The organism is Selenomonas ruminantium subsp. lactilytica TAM6421 (genome assembly GCF_000284095.1).
GTDB lineage: Bacteria > Bacillota > Negativicutes > Selenomonadales > Selenomonadaceae > Selenomonas_A > Selenomonas_A lactilytica.
The window spans coordinates 467,463-486,327 of the sequence record NC_017068.1 but is presented as its reverse complement, the minus strand read 5'-3'; the positions used below and the strand labels follow the sequence as shown (position 1 = coordinate 486,327).

Annotated in this window: 15 protein-coding genes; all 15 read right to left on the bottom strand. The window is 53.8% G+C overall.

Annotated elements, in window-relative coordinates; genetic code table 11:
• Nucleotides 1–82: 82 nt before the first annotated feature.
• The 15 genes from SELR_RS02245 to SELR_RS02175 all read right to left on the bottom strand — a co-directional run bounded on the left by SELR_RS02245 (nucleotide 83) and on the right by SELR_RS02175 (nucleotide 18,862).
• Nucleotides 83–1,933: a glycosyl hydrolase 53 family protein gene (locus SELR_RS02245; protein ID WP_014423578.1), complete on the bottom strand. Its 1,851-nt coding sequence runs from the start codon at nucleotides 1,931–1,933 to the stop codon at nucleotides 83–85.
• Nucleotides 1,934–1,946: 13 nt separating this feature from the next.
• A complete protein-coding gene (locus tag SELR_RS02240; RefSeq protein ID WP_014423577.1) occupies nucleotides 1,947–3,410 on the bottom strand; it encodes an S-layer homology domain-containing protein in 1,464 nt (487 codons plus the stop codon).
• A 108-nt stretch (nucleotides 3,411–3,518) separates the two neighbouring features.
• Complete coding sequence (locus tag SELR_RS02235; RefSeq protein ID WP_014423576.1) at nucleotides 3,519–5,180, bottom strand: PTS lactose transporter subunit IIBC; 1,662 nt, start codon at nucleotides 5,178–5,180, stop codon at nucleotides 3,519–3,521.
• 280 nt (nucleotides 5,181–5,460) lie between these two features.
• Nucleotides 5,461–6,276 carry a cell division protein FtsQ/DivIB gene (locus SELR_RS02230; protein ID WP_014423574.1) on the bottom strand — a complete coding sequence of 272 codons (816 nt, stop codon included), beginning with the start codon at nucleotides 6,274–6,276 and terminating at the stop codon, nucleotides 5,461–5,463.
• A gap of 100 nt (nucleotides 6,277–6,376) precedes the next feature.
• On the bottom strand, nucleotides 6,377–7,309 hold the full coding sequence (locus SELR_RS19480; protein WP_014423573.1) for a D-alanine--D-alanine ligase family protein: 933 nt from the start codon (nucleotides 7,307–7,309) through the stop codon (nucleotides 6,377–6,379).
• Between the two features lie 21 nt (nucleotides 7,310–7,330).
• Nucleotides 7,331–8,722 (bottom strand): UDP-N-acetylmuramate--L-alanine ligase, encoded by a 1,392-nt coding sequence (gene murC, locus SELR_RS19475; protein ID WP_014423572.1) that lies wholly within the window; start codon nucleotides 8,720–8,722, stop codon nucleotides 7,331–7,333.
• Nucleotides 8,719–9,840: an undecaprenyldiphospho-muramoylpentapeptide beta-N-acetylglucosaminyltransferase gene (murG, locus tag SELR_RS02215; protein WP_014423571.1), complete on the bottom strand. Its 1,122-nt coding sequence runs from the start codon at nucleotides 9,838–9,840 to the stop codon at nucleotides 8,719–8,721. The genes murC and murG overlap by 4 nt, the downstream gene beginning before the upstream one ends.
• Before the next feature lie 12 nt (nucleotides 9,841–9,852).
• Nucleotides 9,853–11,226: a UDP-N-acetylmuramoyl-L-alanine--D-glutamate ligase gene (murD, locus tag SELR_RS02210; RefSeq protein ID WP_014423570.1), complete on the bottom strand. Its 1,374-nt coding sequence runs from the start codon at nucleotides 11,224–11,226 to the stop codon at nucleotides 9,853–9,855.
• 13 nt (nucleotides 11,227–11,239) lie between these two features.
• The gene (gene mraY, locus SELR_RS02205) at nucleotides 11,240–12,190 is read right to left on the bottom strand and encodes a phospho-N-acetylmuramoyl-pentapeptide-transferase (RefSeq protein WP_041914234.1); all 951 of its coding nucleotides are present in this window, start codon (nucleotides 12,188–12,190) and stop codon (nucleotides 11,240–11,242) included.
• Nucleotides 12,191–12,217: 27 nt separating this feature from the next.
• Nucleotides 12,218–13,585: a UDP-N-acetylmuramoyl-tripeptide--D-alanyl-D-alanine ligase gene (locus SELR_RS02200; protein WP_014423568.1), complete on the bottom strand. Its 1,368-nt coding sequence runs from the start codon at nucleotides 13,583–13,585 to the stop codon at nucleotides 12,218–12,220.
• Nucleotides 13,585–15,087 carry a UDP-N-acetylmuramoyl-L-alanyl-D-glutamate--2,6-diaminopimelate ligase gene (locus tag SELR_RS02195; protein WP_014423567.1) on the bottom strand — a complete coding sequence of 501 codons (1,503 nt, stop codon included), beginning with the start codon at nucleotides 15,085–15,087 and terminating at the stop codon, nucleotides 13,585–13,587. Before SELR_RS02195 ends, SELR_RS02200 begins: the two co-directional genes overlap by 1 nt.
• Nucleotides 15,088–15,198: 111 nt before the next feature.
• On the bottom strand, nucleotides 15,199–15,579 hold the full coding sequence (ftsL, locus tag SELR_RS02190) for a cell division protein FtsL (protein ID WP_014423566.1): 381 nt from the start codon (nucleotides 15,577–15,579) through the stop codon (nucleotides 15,199–15,201).
• Nucleotides 15,580–15,581: 2 nt separating this feature from the next.
• Nucleotides 15,582–16,541, bottom strand: a complete 960-nt coding sequence (rsmH, locus tag SELR_RS02185) for a 16S rRNA (cytosine(1402)-N(4))-methyltransferase RsmH (protein WP_014423565.1) — start codon at nucleotides 16,539–16,541, stop codon at nucleotides 15,582–15,584.
• 18 nt (nucleotides 16,542–16,559) lie between these two features.
• The gene (mraZ, locus tag SELR_RS02180) at nucleotides 16,560–16,997 is read right to left on the bottom strand and encodes a division/cell wall cluster transcriptional repressor MraZ (RefSeq protein WP_014423564.1); all 438 of its coding nucleotides are present in this window, start codon (nucleotides 16,995–16,997) and stop codon (nucleotides 16,560–16,562) included.
• Between the two features lie 158 nt (nucleotides 16,998–17,155).
• The gene (locus SELR_RS02175) at nucleotides 17,156–18,862 is read right to left on the bottom strand and encodes a methyl-accepting chemotaxis protein (protein ID WP_014423563.1); all 1,707 of its coding nucleotides are present in this window, start codon (nucleotides 18,860–18,862) and stop codon (nucleotides 17,156–17,158) included.
• Between the last annotated feature and the right edge of the window lie 3 nt (nucleotides 18,863–18,865).

Sequence of the window (18,865 nt, the reverse complement as noted above, 5' to 3'; positions counted from 1 at the left end):
CTTCATCGTAAAAAAAGAAGGGGCTTTTCATTTGCCCCTTCCACCGCTTTGCGGTTCTCCTCCCCCATAGAGGGAGGCCGTATCACTTCTGTTTGTAGAATTCAAAATTGTCCAGGGATCCCCAGGTGCCCGGGGCGGCTTCCATAGTTACGGCAATCGTGCACACGCCGTCCTTGACCTCCACATCTTTGATGGTGAAGGTATGCCATTCATTCCATTTCGTATCCTTGATATCCACGGCCTTCGTGCCGCTGCTGGTAACAGCAGTGAGCTGGTACTTGCTCTGACCGCCACCGCCCTGGGTGGATACGGCTACCGTGTATTTGCCATCAGCCAGGCCCGTGAATTTCTGACTGACGGTGAACTTGAAGGCCTTGTCGCTCCAATAGTGCATAGCGCTGGTATCCAGAGCATCGCCGCCCTTGGTCACCACATTCAGCACCTGATCTCCGGTAATGGTCCAGCCATCCAGATTCTGGGCGGCTTCAAAGTTGCCGTTCTTGAACAGGTTCACCTTATCCACCACGCTGATGAGGCCTGTAACAGGATGTTTCTTCCCATCCACCGTTACTGTGCCTTTGACAGTATAATCACCAGCTTCATTGAATACTGGTGCTGGATTATCCCAGGCAATGTCTAAGTTTTCCGTATGGTCATCACTGAAAGTCACCCTTGTCTTCACGGGCAGCTTGGCCGGCACGCCCTTGCCGGCGTCCCCGGTTACCGCATCCACATCCTTGAAGACAGGCTTTACCGTGGGCAGGGACGGATTGCTCACATCGTTGAATACCTTCCAGGATTCCAAAGCTTTGCCCTTGTTGTCAAACATCACGAGATTGTCCCATTCATTGCCTTTATCCTTGAAGGCACCGGCCCCCGGCACAGCGTACCAGTCCGGTTCCCAGTAGAACATGCCGATGCCCTTGCCATTTGGCACATCGGCCAGGCTCTGCATGATGGTTCTAAGGCCCGTGGCCTGCCCCTGCACGCTGGAACGGAAACCGCCCACATATTCAGCCTGGGCATCATAGGCATTTTTCGTGTCGTCAAAGTTCTCGTTGGTGTAACCAAAAGCGGTCTCCACGATGACAACATCCTTGCCGTAACGGGCTGCCAGATCGTTGATATTATTCCGCATGGCATCCATATTGCCATGCCAGAAGGGATAATAGGACAGGCCGATGATGTCAAAGTCATTGACGCCGTTATCCTTGATCAGCTGATTGTAGAAATTCTGGGAGGCAGCGTTATCCCCGCCCTTATCAATATGGATCATGGTCCTGATGTTGGGGTCTGTCTCATGGACTGCCTTAAGGCCGCTGGCCACAAAGGAGGCCAATGTTTTGCCATTATCGTCGGCAGGCAATTTCCCCAGAGGCCAGATCATACCATTGGTGATCTCGTTGCCCACCTGTACCATTTCCGGCAGGTGACCGGCTTGTTTGAAATCCCCCAGCACCTTTTTGGTGTATTGGTAAACATCTTTGGCTACCTTGCCAGCACTGTCCTTTTCCCAGGCTTTGGGCACCCACTGCTTGCCCGGATCCGCCCAGAAATCGCTGTAATGGAAGTCAATGAGCACCTTCATGCCCAGTTCATGTGCCCGCTTGGTCATGGCTATGGCACGCTCCGCCGTGGTATAGCCGCCGCCATTGGCATGATCGGGATCATTCCAGATACGCACGCGGATCCAGTTGATGCCGTATTTCTTCATCAGGGCCAGCTCGTCCATTTCCGTGCCGTCCATATCGTAGAACTTGCCGCCTAAGGATTCCAGCTCCGGCAGCATGGACACATCAGCGCCCTTGATGAAATCGGCACTGAGATTGGGAATGGGATTGACCTGTACGGCTGCATCAGCAGGCGCAGCCATCATCAGGGAACCTGCCGTCAGAGCGGCCAAAACTAAAGATTTCAAAGTTGATTTACGCATTATCGTCACCTCATCAGAAGCTATAAGTCAGAGCGGCATAAGCCACATCATCATATTTCGTGAAACCGGCAGCATTTTCATCATAGGGTTTCAGCCTGTAATAGGTCAAATCCAAATTGGTGTTAGCCGCCAACATGTAGCCGACACCCATGCCCCAGCCACGGACGCCTTTATCCCCGGCAAAGCCATCATTCTTCATGCTGCCACCGGCAATGTTTAAACGGTGCTGCCAGCCCAGAGAATCCACCGCACCACCGCCAAAGGCGAAATGCTCGCCGTAAACATGCCAGGTATTAGCCTTATTCCATACCAACTTGCCATAAGTCAGGCGGTTCCAGATACCATCCTTGTTTTTAAGCACACCTGCGTTATTGCGCACATATTCTGTGATAAGATTCCACTTAGGTGCCAGCTGGGCATTCATCCCCACAGCGTACTGATTAAGTTTATAATCATCCTTATTCCATTTTGTTTCCTTCGTCGTAGTCAGGGGACCATCCTGATGCCAGCTGCCATCATCATGCTGAGTCCAGCCCTGCTCCGTCTTATAACCAACCGTTGCAGTCTCCATGGTTGTATTCGTATGCAAATTAGCAAAAGTAAATGTAGTTGCCGGGCTGGCCTTTACGGTAATATTGGCAAACTGTGCCCCAATATTGCTATCCTGCCAGCCGGCAGCGGAAATGTCCCCTACGCCCACCATAGCCGTTACCTTGGGGCCAAACTGATGCTGCACATAGCCGCCATCTACAGGATTTTCCCAATAGAGAAGGCCCTGACCAAGACTTACTTCCGTGCGGCCCACAGAAACTTTAGTCCCTGCATGGTTCCAGTTCAGGCTGATTTTGTCCAGACGGAAGGAATTATGATTATCGTAATTGCCATCCCAATTGGCTTGATTTTTGCCGCCCCAGCCGTCTTTTTTCATGAAGCTGTCTTCATATTTGATGCGGCCATCCACGGAAAGATTTTTGGCCGGTTCGCCGTAAATCCCCAGCCGCACCCGCTTTTCCAACTGAGAAGATTTCGTGGTCCCCTGCTTGTCATGCATTTTCATATCCTTGTTTTGTATCCAACGCAGACGGGCATCGCCATACCACTTAAAGCTGGACACCCCCTTCTTCAGCTCCTGCACATCGCTTTCCACAGCCTTCAGCCGTACATCCATATCCTTCAGTTCATTGGCAAATTCCTTCTCCAGCTTTTTCATGGCGCCTTTATCAGCAGGACGGGCCGTATCGTATTTGGCCAGGGCCTTGCTGACCACCTCAGCCATCTCGTAGCGGTTCATCAGTTTCGCACCCTTGAATGTACCATCGCCATAGCCTTCCAACACGCCATCCTCAGCCAGCATGGTAACGGCATCATAAGCCCAATGTCCTTCCGGCAGATCCTTGAAGGGATTCTGGGCGGCAAAAGCCGTGGTGCTCATGGTAGTTGCTGCCAGGACGGCTGCTATGAGAGCTGATTTCTTCATGATAATTCCTCCTAAAATTCCTAATCTTCTGTAAAAATGGCCAAAAAAATACTCCTGCTGCCACTGTTGCCATCACAACTGGCAGCAGGAGTTATCATTTCCTACTTTTTAGTGAGCCATCAGGGCCAGGGCAAAGTCCAGCGCCTTGTCCGGATCACGGGTAAGTCCCACATATTCCCGGCCGCTGGTAGTTGCACTCTTGACGCCTTTGGCTTCACAGTCGCTCTTGAGCTCGTCATACATGGAAGCCATCTGGGGAGCCAGCACCACCAGATCGAAGTCCGTGATGACATCCTTGTGCTGGCCATAGGCCATGGCAATGGATTCTACCGGAGCATTGCGATGCTCAGCCCCTTTGGTGATGGCCTTGGCCAGCATGGAGCTGGTAGCACCGGAAGCGCAGAGAACAAGAACGCGCTTTTCATCGCTGGGCAGTTCTTCCGCAGCCACAACCGGAGCAGCTTCCACAGCAGGAGCTTCTTCCACAACCACCTCTGCTGCACCAGCCTTTTCCTTTTCCACCAGCTGGGCATCATAGACGCGGAAGAACGGATAGTACATAACCGCATCCAGCACCAGGAGCAGCGGTGCCAACACGAAGGCCAACTGGGCAAAGCCCGTGCCGATGATCAGGCCGATAGGAGCCGGCGTGGTCCAGGGCAGGATATAGGTGAAGGCATTCATGCCCAGATTATCGACAAAGAATTTGAACACCCAGACATTGAGGATTGGTGTCAAAACAAAGGGGAAGAACAGTACCGGATTCAACACGATTGGAGCACCGAAGATAATGGGTTCATTGACCGCAAAGGTGACCGGCACAATCGAAGCCCGGCCCACAGCCCGCAGCTGTTTGGACTTGGCGATAAAAGCGCACATGGCGCAGAACATCAGAGTTGCACCCGTGCCGCCCAGAGTAGCGACAAAATAAGAGGTCGGATGAGTCAGGATATTCGTGGCATGGCCACCGGCACTGACAATCTGCAGATTTGCCTCGATGTTGGCAATATAGATAGCCGTCACTGCCGGTTCCACAATGGAGGGGCCGTGGATACCTACGAACCAGAACATGGCCATGGCGCCGTAGATAATGGCCAAACCGATGTAACCATCAGCTGCCACAAACAGTGGTTTGAATACTTCCAGGATCCAGGCACCAAACATCATGCCCGTAGCTTCCTTGAACACGATACCGAATACCCAGTAGATCATGACCGCCACCGACAGGGGGATGAGGTCGGCAAAGGTCTGGGCGATATAATGAGGAACTTCGTCCGGAAGTTTAATGGTAATATTGCGCTTTACGAAAAATTTGTAAATATTCGGAACAGTAAAAGCTACCACAAACGCAGAAAGCAGGCCTTTGGTGCCCATGAACTCAGTGGAGATCCCACCTTCCACAGGTGCAACTGCCAGCAGCAGCAGGCAGATGATGGAGACGATCATAACCGAAACGTCGTTGATCTGCCGCAATTTCGGCATCTTGGTATTGATGCTGTCCGTCAAACTTTTGGCGATGGTTGCCACCATCAGGATGCCCAGCATGCCCATGCTGTAATTATAGGCCTGCCACAATACCGTGCTGATCTTTTCCGGCCATTTGTAGTCGAAAATCTCCGGCACACAGGCCACCAGGATGAATAAGGACGAGAACAGGATAACCGGTATGCAGCTCACAAAGCCATCCCGGATTGCCCTCAGGTAGATGTTGTTGGAAACCTTTTCAAAAAAAGGCTTCATGGTCTCTACCATCTTGATGAGTTTTTCCATGATAATTCCCTTTCTTTCTCTCTGACTAAGAGCCCCTTGCTAAGCTCTTCTTGTTATGATTACATTATAGATTAAAATTGTTTCCCCGTGTTTTCACGTTTTGAAAATCTTTTCAGGGCTTTCTTCCCTGACCGGCGGTACAACATGAATTTCATTCTAAAGAAACATGCAATAAGCCCGGAAGCTGACAACAGCTTTTCGCCACTTTTAGTGCTTGCATCTTAGCGAAAAAATGGTTGCCAACTTCCGGGCCTTTGCGTACAACTATATAACCAGAGAACTACTGCGCGCCTTTATGCACCTCAACTTCTGATTCCGTCAAATTTCCTTTCAACCGGATAAAAGGTGCTGTATAACTGAAATCCACGAATTCGATCTGATGTCTGGCATTGGGCAGGCTCAGCAGGAAATCTTTCGTGAGCTTGGCCTTTTCTTCCCAGCGGTCGAAATTGCCCAGCCGTATCTGCACGGACTGATTGGTATAGGCCGTAATCGCATTGGGATTGGTGATGTTGATTTCCGACAGATGATTCAGGGACTCCGCATCCAGCAGGGACAGGAATTCCAAAACCTTTTGCACGTTCCCATCCGTGTTATCGTCACCGATATACTTATCATGCATCGCCACACCGGTAACCAAGGGGATGGGCATCTTGCGCAGATTCTTGTAGCTGGCGATGACCTTGCCCTGCCGGTCCAGGTCCAGATAGCCATACTCGCAGGCCACCGTAGCCACGGGCATGCGTTCTTTGAGCTCCACATCCAAGGTGTCCGGCAACTTCCGCCGCACGATAACGCTTTCAATGCGCAGATCCTTCATCAGGTTCTGCGTCACCGCATCAGTCTCCAGCTGAAAGAGAGGTTCCCCCTTATGGAGCCGCCCGCTGGTCAGGATATCTTCCTCACTGAGATAAGTGTTGCCATGAAGCGTCACCCGCTGCAGGGTGAACAGAGGCGAATAGACGACCACAGACATCAGCCCGCCGCAAATGCCTAAAAACATCAGCCCCTTGATGATGCGGCGGGGACTGCGGCGGCGCTTTCTTCGATTCGGTTGTAGGTTTTCTGTTGTTTCCGCAAAATCCTGTTCGTTCATCTCTGCCGCCCTTCTTTCTTCCTGCTTGCCCCTTCCGCTTCGCTTTGCTCAGCACCTCCCCCAAAGGGGGAGGCCTGGAACGTGGCCGCTTGCGGCCTGATTAAAAGCCTGCCAATTCCAGCAGACGTTCACAGAGTTCCGGGAACTCAATACCCATGGCGCGGCCGGCATCGGGAACCAGAGATGTTTCCGTCATGCCCGGCACAGAGTTCACCTCGATGACGTACGGCGTTTCGTCCTCGCTGTACATCATATCCACACGGGCTACGCCCTTGCAGCCGCAGGCCGTGTAGGTCTTGATGGCCAGTTCCTGCATTTCCTTCGTCTTTTCCTCGCTGACAGGAGCCGGGATGATATGGGCAGAAGCACCCTTGGTGTACTTGCTTTCATAGTCATAACGGCCGGAAGTCGTGGTGATCTCGATGATCGGGAAGGCTTCCTTCTTGTCCTCGTCGCCCCAGACGGCTACGGTCATTTCCCGGCCCTTGATAAATTCTTCTACTAAGATCTCATCGTTGTAAGAAAAAGCTTCCTTGATGGCCGGCGCCAGATCCTCAGCTTTTTCCACGATATAGACGCCGATGCTGGACCCCTGGGAAGCAGCCTTGACCACTACAGGCAGGCCGAACTCAGCGATGATTTCCCCGGCCAGGTCACGCTTCTGCTCGAAGCTGTTATAGGTGTGGCATTTCGGCGTGGAAATGCCTTCGCTGATGAAGACGCGCTTGGAAGCGGCCTTGTCCATGGTGATGGCCGCAGCCAGCACGCCGGAACCCGTGTAGGGAATGCCCAGCATGTCGAGGGTACCCTGCAGCAGGCCATCTTCACCGAACTTGCCGTGCAGTGCATTGAAGACCATCTTGGCCCCAGCCTTCTGGATATCCATGGCAAAGGTCTTCGGATTGAGTTCCATGCCTTCAGCATTATAGCCTTTTTCCAGCAGAGCATCCAGAATGGCTTTGCCCGTGCGGCGGGAAACTTCGGCTTCGGTGGAGGTGCCACCCATAACAACTACGATTTTATCCTGTTTCATGATCTTTAAATCCTGCTTTCCTTACTTGTTCAAAAGTTCCACTAATTCTTCACCGGTCTTGTAGATGTCCCCGGCGCCCATGGTGATGATAAGATCTCCATCCTGGGCTTCTTTTTCCAGATAACCTGCCAGCTTTTCCCGAGCAGCGATATAAATGACATCCTGCCCGGACTGCTTGCGCACTTCCCTCAGGATGGTCTCGCCATTGATGCCTTCAATGGGAGCTTCCCCAGCGGCATAGATATCCGTGAGGATCAAAAGGTCGGCAGACATAAAGGCCTTGCCAAACTCCTCATGAAGAAGCTGGGTACGGGAATAGCGATGGGGCTGGAACACACAGACCAGACGCTTCGGATTGAGCTCTTTGGCAGCCTTGAGGGTGGCGGCAATCTCCGTCGGATGATGGGCATAGTCGTCCACCACCCAGACGCCATTGGCACGGCCTTTGGTCTGGAAGCGGCGTTTGGCACCGTGGAATTCCGCCAGGCCAGCCGCCAGTTTCTCGAATTCTACGCCCATGGACAAACCCGTCACGATGCAGGCCAGCGCATTCAGCACATTGTGGCGTCCCGGAATGTTCAGGGATACATGCCCCAGCATCTCCTCACCATGGAATACATCAAAGGCAATGCCCTTGCCATTGGTTTTGATGCTCTTGGCCGTATAGTCAGCCTCGTGATCGATAGCATAGGTGTAGAATTTGCGGTCCACGGTCTTGGCGATATTGCGCAGGTTTTCATTGTCGAAGCACAGCACCGCATAACCCGTTTCCTTATCCACATTCTGAATGAACTGGGTGAAGGCCTTGATGATGTTTTCCATAGTGCCATAGTGATCCATATGGTCATCTTCCACATTGGTCACAACTGCAATATGGGGATGGAGTTTCAGGAAGGAACCATCGCTCTCATCGGCCTCAGAGGTCAGATACTCACTCTCGCCCAGGATGGCATTGGTGCCCAGATCCGGCATTTCGCCCCCCACAACAACCGTCGGGGAGACGCCGGCTTTCGTCAGGGCCACCCCCAGCATGGAAGTGGTGGTGGTCTTGCCATGGGCACCGGCTACGGCAATGCCCTTGTACTCGTTGACCAGCGCCGCATTGATATCCGAGCGGTGCAGCTTGCGGATGCCCAGGTCACGGGCCGCCAAGACTTCCGGATTGTCATAGGGAATAGCCGTGGACACGACGATGGCGTCAGCACCCTTGACATTTTCCCCCTTCTGGCCGTCCAGCGTGATCTTTGCCCCCAGCTTCTTGAGGTTCTGGATCACCTCAGAATCTGCCCGGTCAGAGCCGGTGACTTCATAGCCAAGCTCCACCATGATCTTGGCCAGCGGGCTCATGCCGGCACCGCCAATCCCCACGAAATGAATTTTTTCAATATCTTTAAGCTCTTTCAGCCGTTTCATTTAGTCTTTCTCCCCTGTGTCATTTCAATAACCAACCCAGCAATATCTTCTGCCGCCTGGGGCTTCCCCAAGGCTTTGCTTGCCGCAGCCATGGCCGCAAGTTTTGCATCATCAGCCAGAAGTTCCTGCAGGGTACTCTGCAGGATATCACTCTTCAAATCCCGGTTCAGGATAACCTTGGCCGCACCTGCCGCCTCCAACGCCCGGGCATTGTGTTCCTGATGGTTCTCCGCCGCATACGGATAGGGAATCAGGATGGACGGGATTCCCCGGGCCGTAAGTTCTGCTAAACCGGTGGCTCCCGCACGGTAGACCACCAGATCCGCCATAGCCATGGCTGCCGGCATATTATAGAGGTAAGGCTCCACCTTGATATTCGGCGTTTCATTAAGCTTTACGCCCTTCTCGGCCAGACGGCCGAGAATATCCTCATAGTCCAGCTTGCCGGTCACATGGAGGTACTGCACTTCCGTCTGCTTGGCCGCCGCTGCCAATACATCAATCATGGCGTTGTTGATGCTGCGGGCACCGCGGCTGCCGCCGGAAATCAGCACGGTCTTCTTCGCCGGATCGAAACCGAAGGCCTTGGCGCCATCTTCCCTGGCAGCCGTCATAACTTCCTTACGGATGGGATTGCCCGTGCAGACGACCTTGCCCGCCGGAAAATGCTTGGCCGCTTCCGGTGTGCCCGCCGCAATCTTCGTCACGAACTTGGCCAAGATCTTATTGGTGATGCCCGGCACCACATTCTGTTCCTGGATCAGCGTCGGAATCCCCAGCATGCTGGCGGCCATCAGCACCGGGCCGCAGACATATCCCCCCGTACCGATCACCGCATCGGGCTTGAACTTGCGCACCACGTTCATGGCCTTGGCCACGCCGATGGCAGCCAGGCCTGCCCGGACGAAGTTAGCCGGGGACAGGCTGCGCTTGAAGCCCTGAATATCCACCGTGGCGAAGGGGATATTTTCCTTGGGAATGATGTCCGCCTCCAGCCCCTTATTGGTGCCCACATAGAGGAATTTGGTATCGGGGTATTTTTCCTCAATGGTACGCATGATGGTCAGCGCCGGATAGATATGCCCGCCGGTGCCGCCACCGGAAACAATGATATTCATGCAAAATCCCTCTTACTGTAATTTATCCACTAAATCCTTGAAGTGACGACCGCGCTCTGCCATGCCATTATACATATCGAAGCTGGCGCAGGCCGGAGAAAGCAGCACCACCTGCGGTGCCTTGGCCAGGTCATGGGCCAGTTCCACGGCCTTTTCCATGGAGAAGCCGGCCCGATGGATATGCTCAGCCGGATAGCCGTGCTTCAAGGCCTCCTGCTCGAAGCGGTCGGCAGCAGCACCGACCAGCACCAGATCCGTAACCCGCTCCTTGACGCGAACCAGGAAATCCGTCAGGTCGGTCATCTTGTCATCGCCGCCTGCCAGCAGCACAATGCCATCCGCAAAGGTTTCCAATGCCTTGATGGCGGAATCCGTATTGGTGGCCTTGGAGTCGTTGTAATATTCCACACCATTCAGCGTGCGCACATATTCAATGCGATGCTCCACGCCCCGGAAGGACTTGAGTACGGGTATCATCTCTTCTGCCGTGCAACCAGCCAGGAATGCCGACATGACAGCAGCCAGGGCATTTTCCACATTATGGGCCCCCTTGATGCCCAGCTCGCCGATGGTGCAGAGAGGATAATCCTCGCCGTTCCAGGCAATGGTCAGCATATCCCCTTCGAGATAAGCCCCTTCATGGAGATGCACCTGACGGCTGAAGAAAACCACATGGGCACTGGCACGATTGGCCATATCCTTTACCCGGTCATCGTCATAGTTCAGCACCAGGAAATCTTTGCTATTCTGCTGGGCAAACATGCGTTCCTTCATGCGCTGGTATTCCTCGATGGAACCATGGCGCACGATATGGTCGGGAGTGACATTGAGGACCGTTGCCACACGGGGATGGAATTCCTCGGTGACCTCCATCTGATAGCTGGAAATCTCGGCGGCGATGCAGCCGTCGGCGGGAATCTCCAACGCCACTTCCGACAGAGGCACACCGATATTGCCCCCCACGCCGACCTTATCGAAATGCGCTTCCAGCAACAGGCCCAACAGCGTTACCGTAGTGGTCTTGCCATTGGTGCCCGTCACGGCACAGATGGGTGCCTTCTTCAGCCGATAGGCCAGCTCCACTTCGCTGGCCACGCGGATTTTCCGCTGGTACGCAGCCTGGATCAAGGGGATACGGGCAGGTACAGCCGGTGAAACAATGACCAGGCTTACGCCGTCCAGCAGTTCCTCGGACTGGGGCCCAAACACAAGGGCCACCCCCATGTCCCGCAGCTCAGCAAAGCTCTCCTCACTGTCCTTGAAATCCGCCTCATTCTTCGCATCGCTCAACGTCACCTGCGCCCCTAAACGGCGGGTAATTTTCGCCGCCGCAAAGCCGCTGATGCCAGCACCGATAATGAGTACCTTCTTGCCCGTCAAATCCATTGGAAAATCCCCCTTAAAGTAGTTTCAAAGCTGCCACACAGGTAATAAGCTGTACCGTCCAGAAGACGAAGACCACCTTCCACTCGGACCAGCCCCCCAATTCAAAATGATGATGGATGGGGCTCATGCGGAACACCCGCCTGCCCGTGGACTTAAACGATATCACCTGAATGATGACTGACAGCGTTTCGCACATAAAGATAAAACCGATCAGGGCCAACAATAATTCCGTGTGTGTCAGAATCCCCAGGGCAGCCATGGCGCCGCCCAGAGCCAGGGAACCAGTATCCCCCATAAAGACCTTGGCGGGATGAGCATTGAAACGCAGGAACGCCACGCAGGCAGCGGCAATGGCCGTGGCAAAGATGGCCAAGTCACCATGCCCCAACAGCAGGCAGACCACCGCATAAGTGCTGGCAGATATGGCCACGGTACCGGAAGCCAGCCCGTCCAGACCGTCGGTCAGGTTCACCGCATTGCTGGTCCCCACCATGATAAAAGCCAGAAAGGCGAAATATCCCAGGCCGATATTGATATGGACATCCAGCCCCGGCACCCAGATGGTGGGATCAATGCCCAGCATCTGCGTGCCGATGATTGTCGTAACCACGGCAATGATGATCTGCCCCAGCAGCTTCTGCTTGGCCTTCAGACCTAAGTTGCGCTTCTTGACCACCTTGATATAGTCATCGAGGAAGCCCAGGACAAAATGCCCCAGCATGATGAACAAGGCCAAAATGATTTCCGTGGAAAACGGCGCGGCCACCAGAGTAGCGATGGTTATCCCCAGGATAATCATGATGCCGCCCATGGTCGGCGTACCGCTCTTGGCCTGATGACTTGCCGGCCCTTCCTCACGAATGCTCTGGCCAAACTTCAGCTTATGCAGTTCCGGGATGAAAAAAGGCCCGGTCAGCAGAACAAAACCTGCGGCAACCACTGCCGCCAATATATAGCTATCCAACTGTAATGCCTCACTATCTAAATTTCTTTAAAGTAAATCAATGATCTTTTCCATCGCCATGCCGCGGGAACCCTTGAAAAGCAGGGTATCACCGGGCTGCAGCAGTTCATGGAGTTTGTCTGCCGCCTCCTCATGGCTGGCGCAGCGGTAAACCGCTGTCATGCCCTTGGCTTCTGCCCCCTTGGCGATGAAATTGCCCATCTCGCCGCGGGTAACGAGCGCCGTAAAGCCATGCTCCGCCACTTCCTCACCTACATGGATATGCGCCTCTTCGGACACACTGCCCAATTCCAGCATATCACCGAGCACGGCAATCTTGCGGCCTTTGGCCAGTTCCGACAGGGTATTGATGGCCGCTGTCATGGACATGGGGCTGGCGTTGTAGGCGTCATTGACCACATTCCATTCCTTGACCTGCTGCAGCTCAAAGCGCATCTTCGTGGCTTCGAGATTGCCCAGGCCCCTGCGCACTTCATCCGGCGTCAGCCCCATGGCAAAGCCGGCGGCAATAGCTGCCAGGGTGTTATAGACATTATGGCGCCCCACCATATTGACCTCATACTCATGGCGTTCATTGGCATAAGTCACCATGAACTTCGTGACATTTCCCTCCGTATGCAGGGCCTCGCCCTTGACATCTGCATCCTTTTCGATGCCGAAGGTCATGACCTTGACGCCCTCTTTCGCTGCAGAGCCCATGCCTGCCACATACTTGTTGTCGGCATTCAGGATCACCGTGCCGCCCGCAGGAATGGCTTCCACCAGCTCCTGCTTAGCCTTGGCGATATTCTCGAGAGAACCAAGAAGTTCCATATGGGTTTCCCCCACATTGGTCACGATGCCGATCTGGGGTGAAGCGATGGGCGCCAGCGCGTCAATCTGATGGAAGCCGCGCATGCCGATTTCCACCACGGCGGCTTTATGTTCCGCTTTCAGGCCCAGCAGTGTCAGCGGCAGACCGATTTCATTGTTGAAGTTGGCCTGCGTCTTGAGCACATCACCTTTGGCGGACAGCACAGCTGCCGTCAGATCCTTGGTGGTAGTCTTTCCGTTGGAACCAGTGATGGCTACTACGGGAATCTGGGGGAACTTGTCGCGCCATGCCTTGGCAATCAACTGATAGGCCGTCAGCGTATCGGCAACCTGCAGCACCGTGCCCTGACATTTGTCCAGCTGTTCCTGAGCGCAGTTTTCGCTGACCACAACGCCGGCAGCTCCCTTTTCCAAGGCTTCAGCGGCGAAATCCTCCCCATTGAAGCGCTCGCCCTTCAGGGCCACAAAGAGCACGCCTGCGCTGATCTTGCGGGTATCGGTGACTACAGCGCTGAAATCCTTCTTTTCTTCCTTATATATCTTGGCGCTAATGGCCTTTACAATCTCATCAAGAGTAAACATCAGTTCTGCTCCTTTTTTGCTGCCACAGCATCCCGGGCAACTTCCTTATCGTCAAAGTGGATGGTCTTGTCTTTGAGAATCTGATAATCCTCATGGCCCTTGCCCAGGATGATCACGATATCGTCCGTTTCCGCCAGTTCCACGGCGCGGAAGATGGCTTCACGGCGGTCAATGATGCACTCATGGTGCTTGTCGCCGATAGTTTCCTTGACGCCAGCTTCCACTTCACTGAGGATGAAGGCCGGATCTTCGCTGCGGGGGTTGTCGGAGGTGGCAATCACCACATCGGCGAGCTTGGCGGCCAGACGCCCCATGATCGGACGCTTCGTGCGGTCGCGGTCGCCGCCGCAGCCGAACACGGCGATGATTTTCTTTTTCGCAATGCGGCGGGCCGTGTTCAGCACGTTTTCCACCCCATCCGGCGTATGAGCATAATCCACGATGATGGAGAAATCCTGCCCTGCCTTCACAAGCTCGAAACGCCCCGGCACACTGGTGAACTCAGACAGCGCCTTCCGGATGACAGGCGGATCGATTTTTTCCGCAATGGCAGCGCCTACTGCGGCCATCACGTTATAGACATTGAAGATGCCGGTGATATGCAGCTGCAGATCCATCCCGCCGAGGAATTCTTCCGTCAGGGTGAAATTGGCCCCGCTGGCCAGAACTTCCACATTGGTGGCCTGCAGGCTGGCCTTGTTATCAATGCCGTAGGTCAGATGGCGGCACTGGGCATGTTCCAGCATGGTCTTGCCTGCCTCATCATCGGCATTGACCACAGCCGTCTTGTTTTCCTTGACGCCTTCCTGCCCCAGCAGATCAAAGAGCTTGGCCTTGGCCAGCTTGTAGTTTTCCAAAGTCTTATGGTAGTCCAGATGGTCCTGGGTCAGGTTGGAGAACACTGCCGTATCGAACTCGATGCCCGCTACGCGATTCTGGTCGAGGGCATGGGAGGAAACCTCCATGACCACATAGTCCATGCCCTTGTCCCGCATGATGGCCAGAGTATGCTGCAGTTCCACCACATCCGGCGTGGTATTGTGAATTGGGAAAACTTCCTCTTCCATCATGATCTGGATGGTGCCGATAAGCCCCACCTTGTAACCAGCTTCCCGCAGGATAGCTCGGATCAGATAGCTTGTCGTGGTCTTGCCATTGGTACCCGTGATGCCGATTACCCGCATCTTCTGCGCCGGGTAATCATGGAAGAAGGGCACAATGGTATCCAGCGCTTCTTTGAGCTCCGGCACCTGAAGTACCGCAATGCCTTCCGGCACTTCCACTTCTTCAATGCTGCGGGTGGTCAGGATAGCCTTGGCCCCCTTCTCCACTGCCTGTGGGATGAACTTATGGCCATCCACATGGAAACCGGCAATGCACACGAAGAGCGTACCTTCCTCTACCTTACGGGAATCATGCTCAATCCCTGTGATTTCTATATTTTTGTCGCCTTTGATAACAGAGCCTTCCACCAGCTCTGCAAGCTGCGCTAATGTCTTCATATAGTATCCTCCCTCGCCTAATAATGCGAACCGTTAACTATTATACGGCAAATTAGCAAAAAATTACAGGATTTTTCTGCGAAAAATCCTGTAATTTTTGATATCTGGTCATTATTTTTCACTGCTGAAATAAGTATGCTTCGGAACCTCCATCCCCAGCTGATCCTTGGCAATGGTTTTAATGCGCTCCGGCGACTTTAATTTAGCAATCTCAATCTTCAGTCGTTCATTTTCCTGCTCCAGCTGATCAGCCTGCTGCTGGATGGCTACGAGCTCATAACCCCTGCTGGCGCTGACACCGCTGCCCACCGTTACTAGCAGTGCCAATACCGTCATGGTCAGGAACAGCAGCTGGCCATGGGTGCGCAGCCTGGTATCCAGTACCGTCTTGAAGAGCGGTTCCTTCGGCGCTTTGCGCAGCTCCGTTCTCTCCTCAGCAGGTGTAAGCACATGGGCTTCTTCCTCATAATATTCTTCCTGTCTGGCTAACATGGTCATCTGCCTCCCTTCTCTTTTGGCGGCAATTTCTCGGCAATGCGCAGCTTGGCGCTCTTGGAGCGGGAATTGTGCTCCAACTCATCAGCTGTAGCCTGAATCGGCTTGCCGATTATCTTGATCTCCGGCTGGTGGCTGCACATGCACACCGGCAGTTCCGGCGGACAGATACAGCCCCGGGCCAGTTCCTTCAGGACATTCTTGGCGATGCGGTCTTCCAGCGAATGGAAGGTGATGATGGCAATGCGCCCGCCGGGCTTCAGATGGGCCACCGCCGTACGGAAGGAATTCTCCAAGATCCCCAGCTCATCATTGACCTCAATGCGGATGGCCTGGAAGATCCGCTTGGCGGGATGGCCGCCCGCAGCCTGCCGCACCGCCTTGGGTACAGCCTTGCAGATGATATCCACCAGTTCCCCAGTGGTCTCAATCGGCTTCTGCGCCCGTTCCTGCACGATAAACTGGGCAATGCGCTTGCTCCAGCGCTCCTCACCGTATTCCTTGAAGATGCGGTTGAGCTCCTTTTCCTCGTAGGTGTTCACCACATCATAGGCACTGAAATCCGCTTCCGGATTCATGCGCATATCCAGCGGCGCATCCTGTATATAGGAAAAGCCCCTCTCGGCCGTGTCGATCTGATGGGAGGACACGCCTAAATCAAAAACCACACCATCCACCAGCTGGGCATCCTCATCCGCGAGAATCTGCTCCAGATTGCGGAAGTTGTTGTGCACGATATCCACGCGGCATTTGGCATCCTGCAATCGTTCCGATGCTGCTGCTATCGCCGCAGCATCCTGATCGATGCCGATCAGCCGGCCTTTTTCCGTCAGCATGGATGCAATCAGGCTCGAGTGGCCGCCGCCGCCCAGGGTACAGTCCACATAGGTTCCCTCTTTAGTTGTCACAAGACCTTTGACGGTCTCTTCCAGCATCACGCTGATATGATGAAACTCCATGTAACGGTAATCCTTTCCTTAAACACCCAAATCTGCCAGCGTCGCAGCGATAGCTGTAACATCCGGCTCAACTTCGCCATTATATCGGTTCCAGTTTTCCTTGCTCCATACTTCAATGCGGTTATCCACACCGGTGAGAATCACATCCTGCTTCAGGGCAATCTCCGCGTAATTGCGCAGATTGGCCGGAACGAGGAAACGTCCCTGCTTGTCACATTCCAACGTGCGGGCACCGGCAAAGAAAAAGCGGTTCATAGCCCGGGCCTCCGGTTTGACCAGAGACAGGGCCCGAAGTTTGGCCGCCAGTTCCTCCCAGGCCTGCTGGCCATAGAGGAAGAGACATTTATCCAGCCCCTTGGCAATGATAAAGGTAACACCGAGCTCCTGACGGAAATCCGCCGGCAGAATGATGCGCCCCTTGGCGTCAATGGAGTGGGTGTACTCGCCCATGAACATCCTGCCTCACCACCTTTGCTTCATCTTGTGCCACTTTTCACCACTTTATCCCACTTTTATTCCTTTTTATTGTATAGCAAATTTCTCACAATGGCAAGTCCAAACCACAATAGAAATGACCAGTCAACGCGGACATTAACTGGTCATTTTCACATAAATCATACTTTAAATTTAGCAACCTGCTGTTTGAGGTTCTCTGCCCCTTCCATGGAGGCGTTCATCTTATCGAGAATATCGTTGGCTTTCTCGGCCACCACCGTGACTTTCTCCGCCACGGTGGTATTGCCCACGGCCCCTTCATGGGTTGCCTTGGCAATCTCTTCCATGGACTGATTCATGACATCTACCGAACGAATCAGCTCCTGCGCAGAAATGTTGCTCTTCTGGGCAAAGTCGTTGACGTAATCGGCATCCTCCTGATAGTGGATAGCAGTCTCATTGAGCAGATCATAGTCCTTGACGACCTTTTCATCCATGAACTTCAGCAGGTCAAAGGCCCCTGACGAGAGATCCTGTACCGAACTGGTCACCTGACCGGTCAGTTCCTTAATCTTTTCGGCCGTATCGTGGGACTGCTCGGCCAGCTTGCGCACCTCATCTGCTACCACGGCAAAGCCGCGGCCATATTCGCCAGCCCGGGCGGCCTCAATCGCGGCATTGAGCGCCAGCAGGTTGGTCTGAGCGGCGATTTCGCTGATGTCCTGCGTGAGCAGGCTGATGTTATCCACCACTTTGGCCGATGCGATGGATTCTTCCAATGACACTTTGGTGTCGTTGTATATGTGTTTGGCTTCCCGGCTGGATTCTTCCATGCTGGTCTTGAGGCTGCTGGCCCGCTGGGCGATTTCCACCGTATAGCCTTCACTGTCCGCAGCGCCCTTGGCCGAAGCATGGATCTTATCGCGCAGATGATCGGCAAGGTTCTGCAGGCTGACCGTGGACGCGGCAGTTTCTTCCATGCCCGCAGCCATCTGCTCGGTTACAGCTGACATATCCTGTGCGCTCTCATTAAGCGAATCCACCAGGCCCTGCACTTCCGTGACCATATTGGCACTGTTTTCTGCCTCATCGTGGACATTTTTGATGACACTGCGCAAGGCCTTCTGCATCCTGCCCAAAGCCTGCATGACGAGGCCCACTTCATCCTGCCGTGCAGACAGTTTTTGCGGAATTTCCTGCGTCAGATCGCCATCGGCCACGGCATTCAGATGCTCAATAGACGTTGCCAGCGGCGAGGCGATATTACGGGCAATGAAGAATGCCACGGCAATTCCCACCAACAGGCCAATCAGGATGATGCTCAGGAAGATCTTGATGGTCAGTTCATAGTTGGCGTTGTTTTCATCGAAGAGCACCTTGCCCTGCGACACGTTGTCGGGCGTCAGTACCGCCATATCGTTAGCGATAATGCCGGTAGCGGAAAGGTTTTCGAAGGTTTTCACCTTGTCTTCATTGGTGTTTCCTAAGGTTTCACATTCCTTGACCTTGCTTTCTGCCGTTGCGAGATTTTTCTCCAGGCTGGCAATGATTTCCTGCGCCCGGGGGCTGCGGTCGATTTCCTTGACTTTATCGATATCCCCTTTGATGGACTGCAAGCGTCCCTTGATATCTGCCAGCATGACCTTGCGGCTGTCGGCCGAGAAATCCTGCTGGAGCATATAGGCTACATCCACATCAATGCCGCGCAGATGGTTGTTGGCATCATTGAGGTACTGTGTGGCCATAAGATTGTAATTATACATATCATCCAAAGCCTGCTTGGATTTCTGATTGGAAAAGATTCCCACAGCCGCCACTACGCAGGTGATGACCAGCATAATTGCCGCCAGCAGCAGGATCTTGATTCTTACGCTTAAATTCTCCATGAC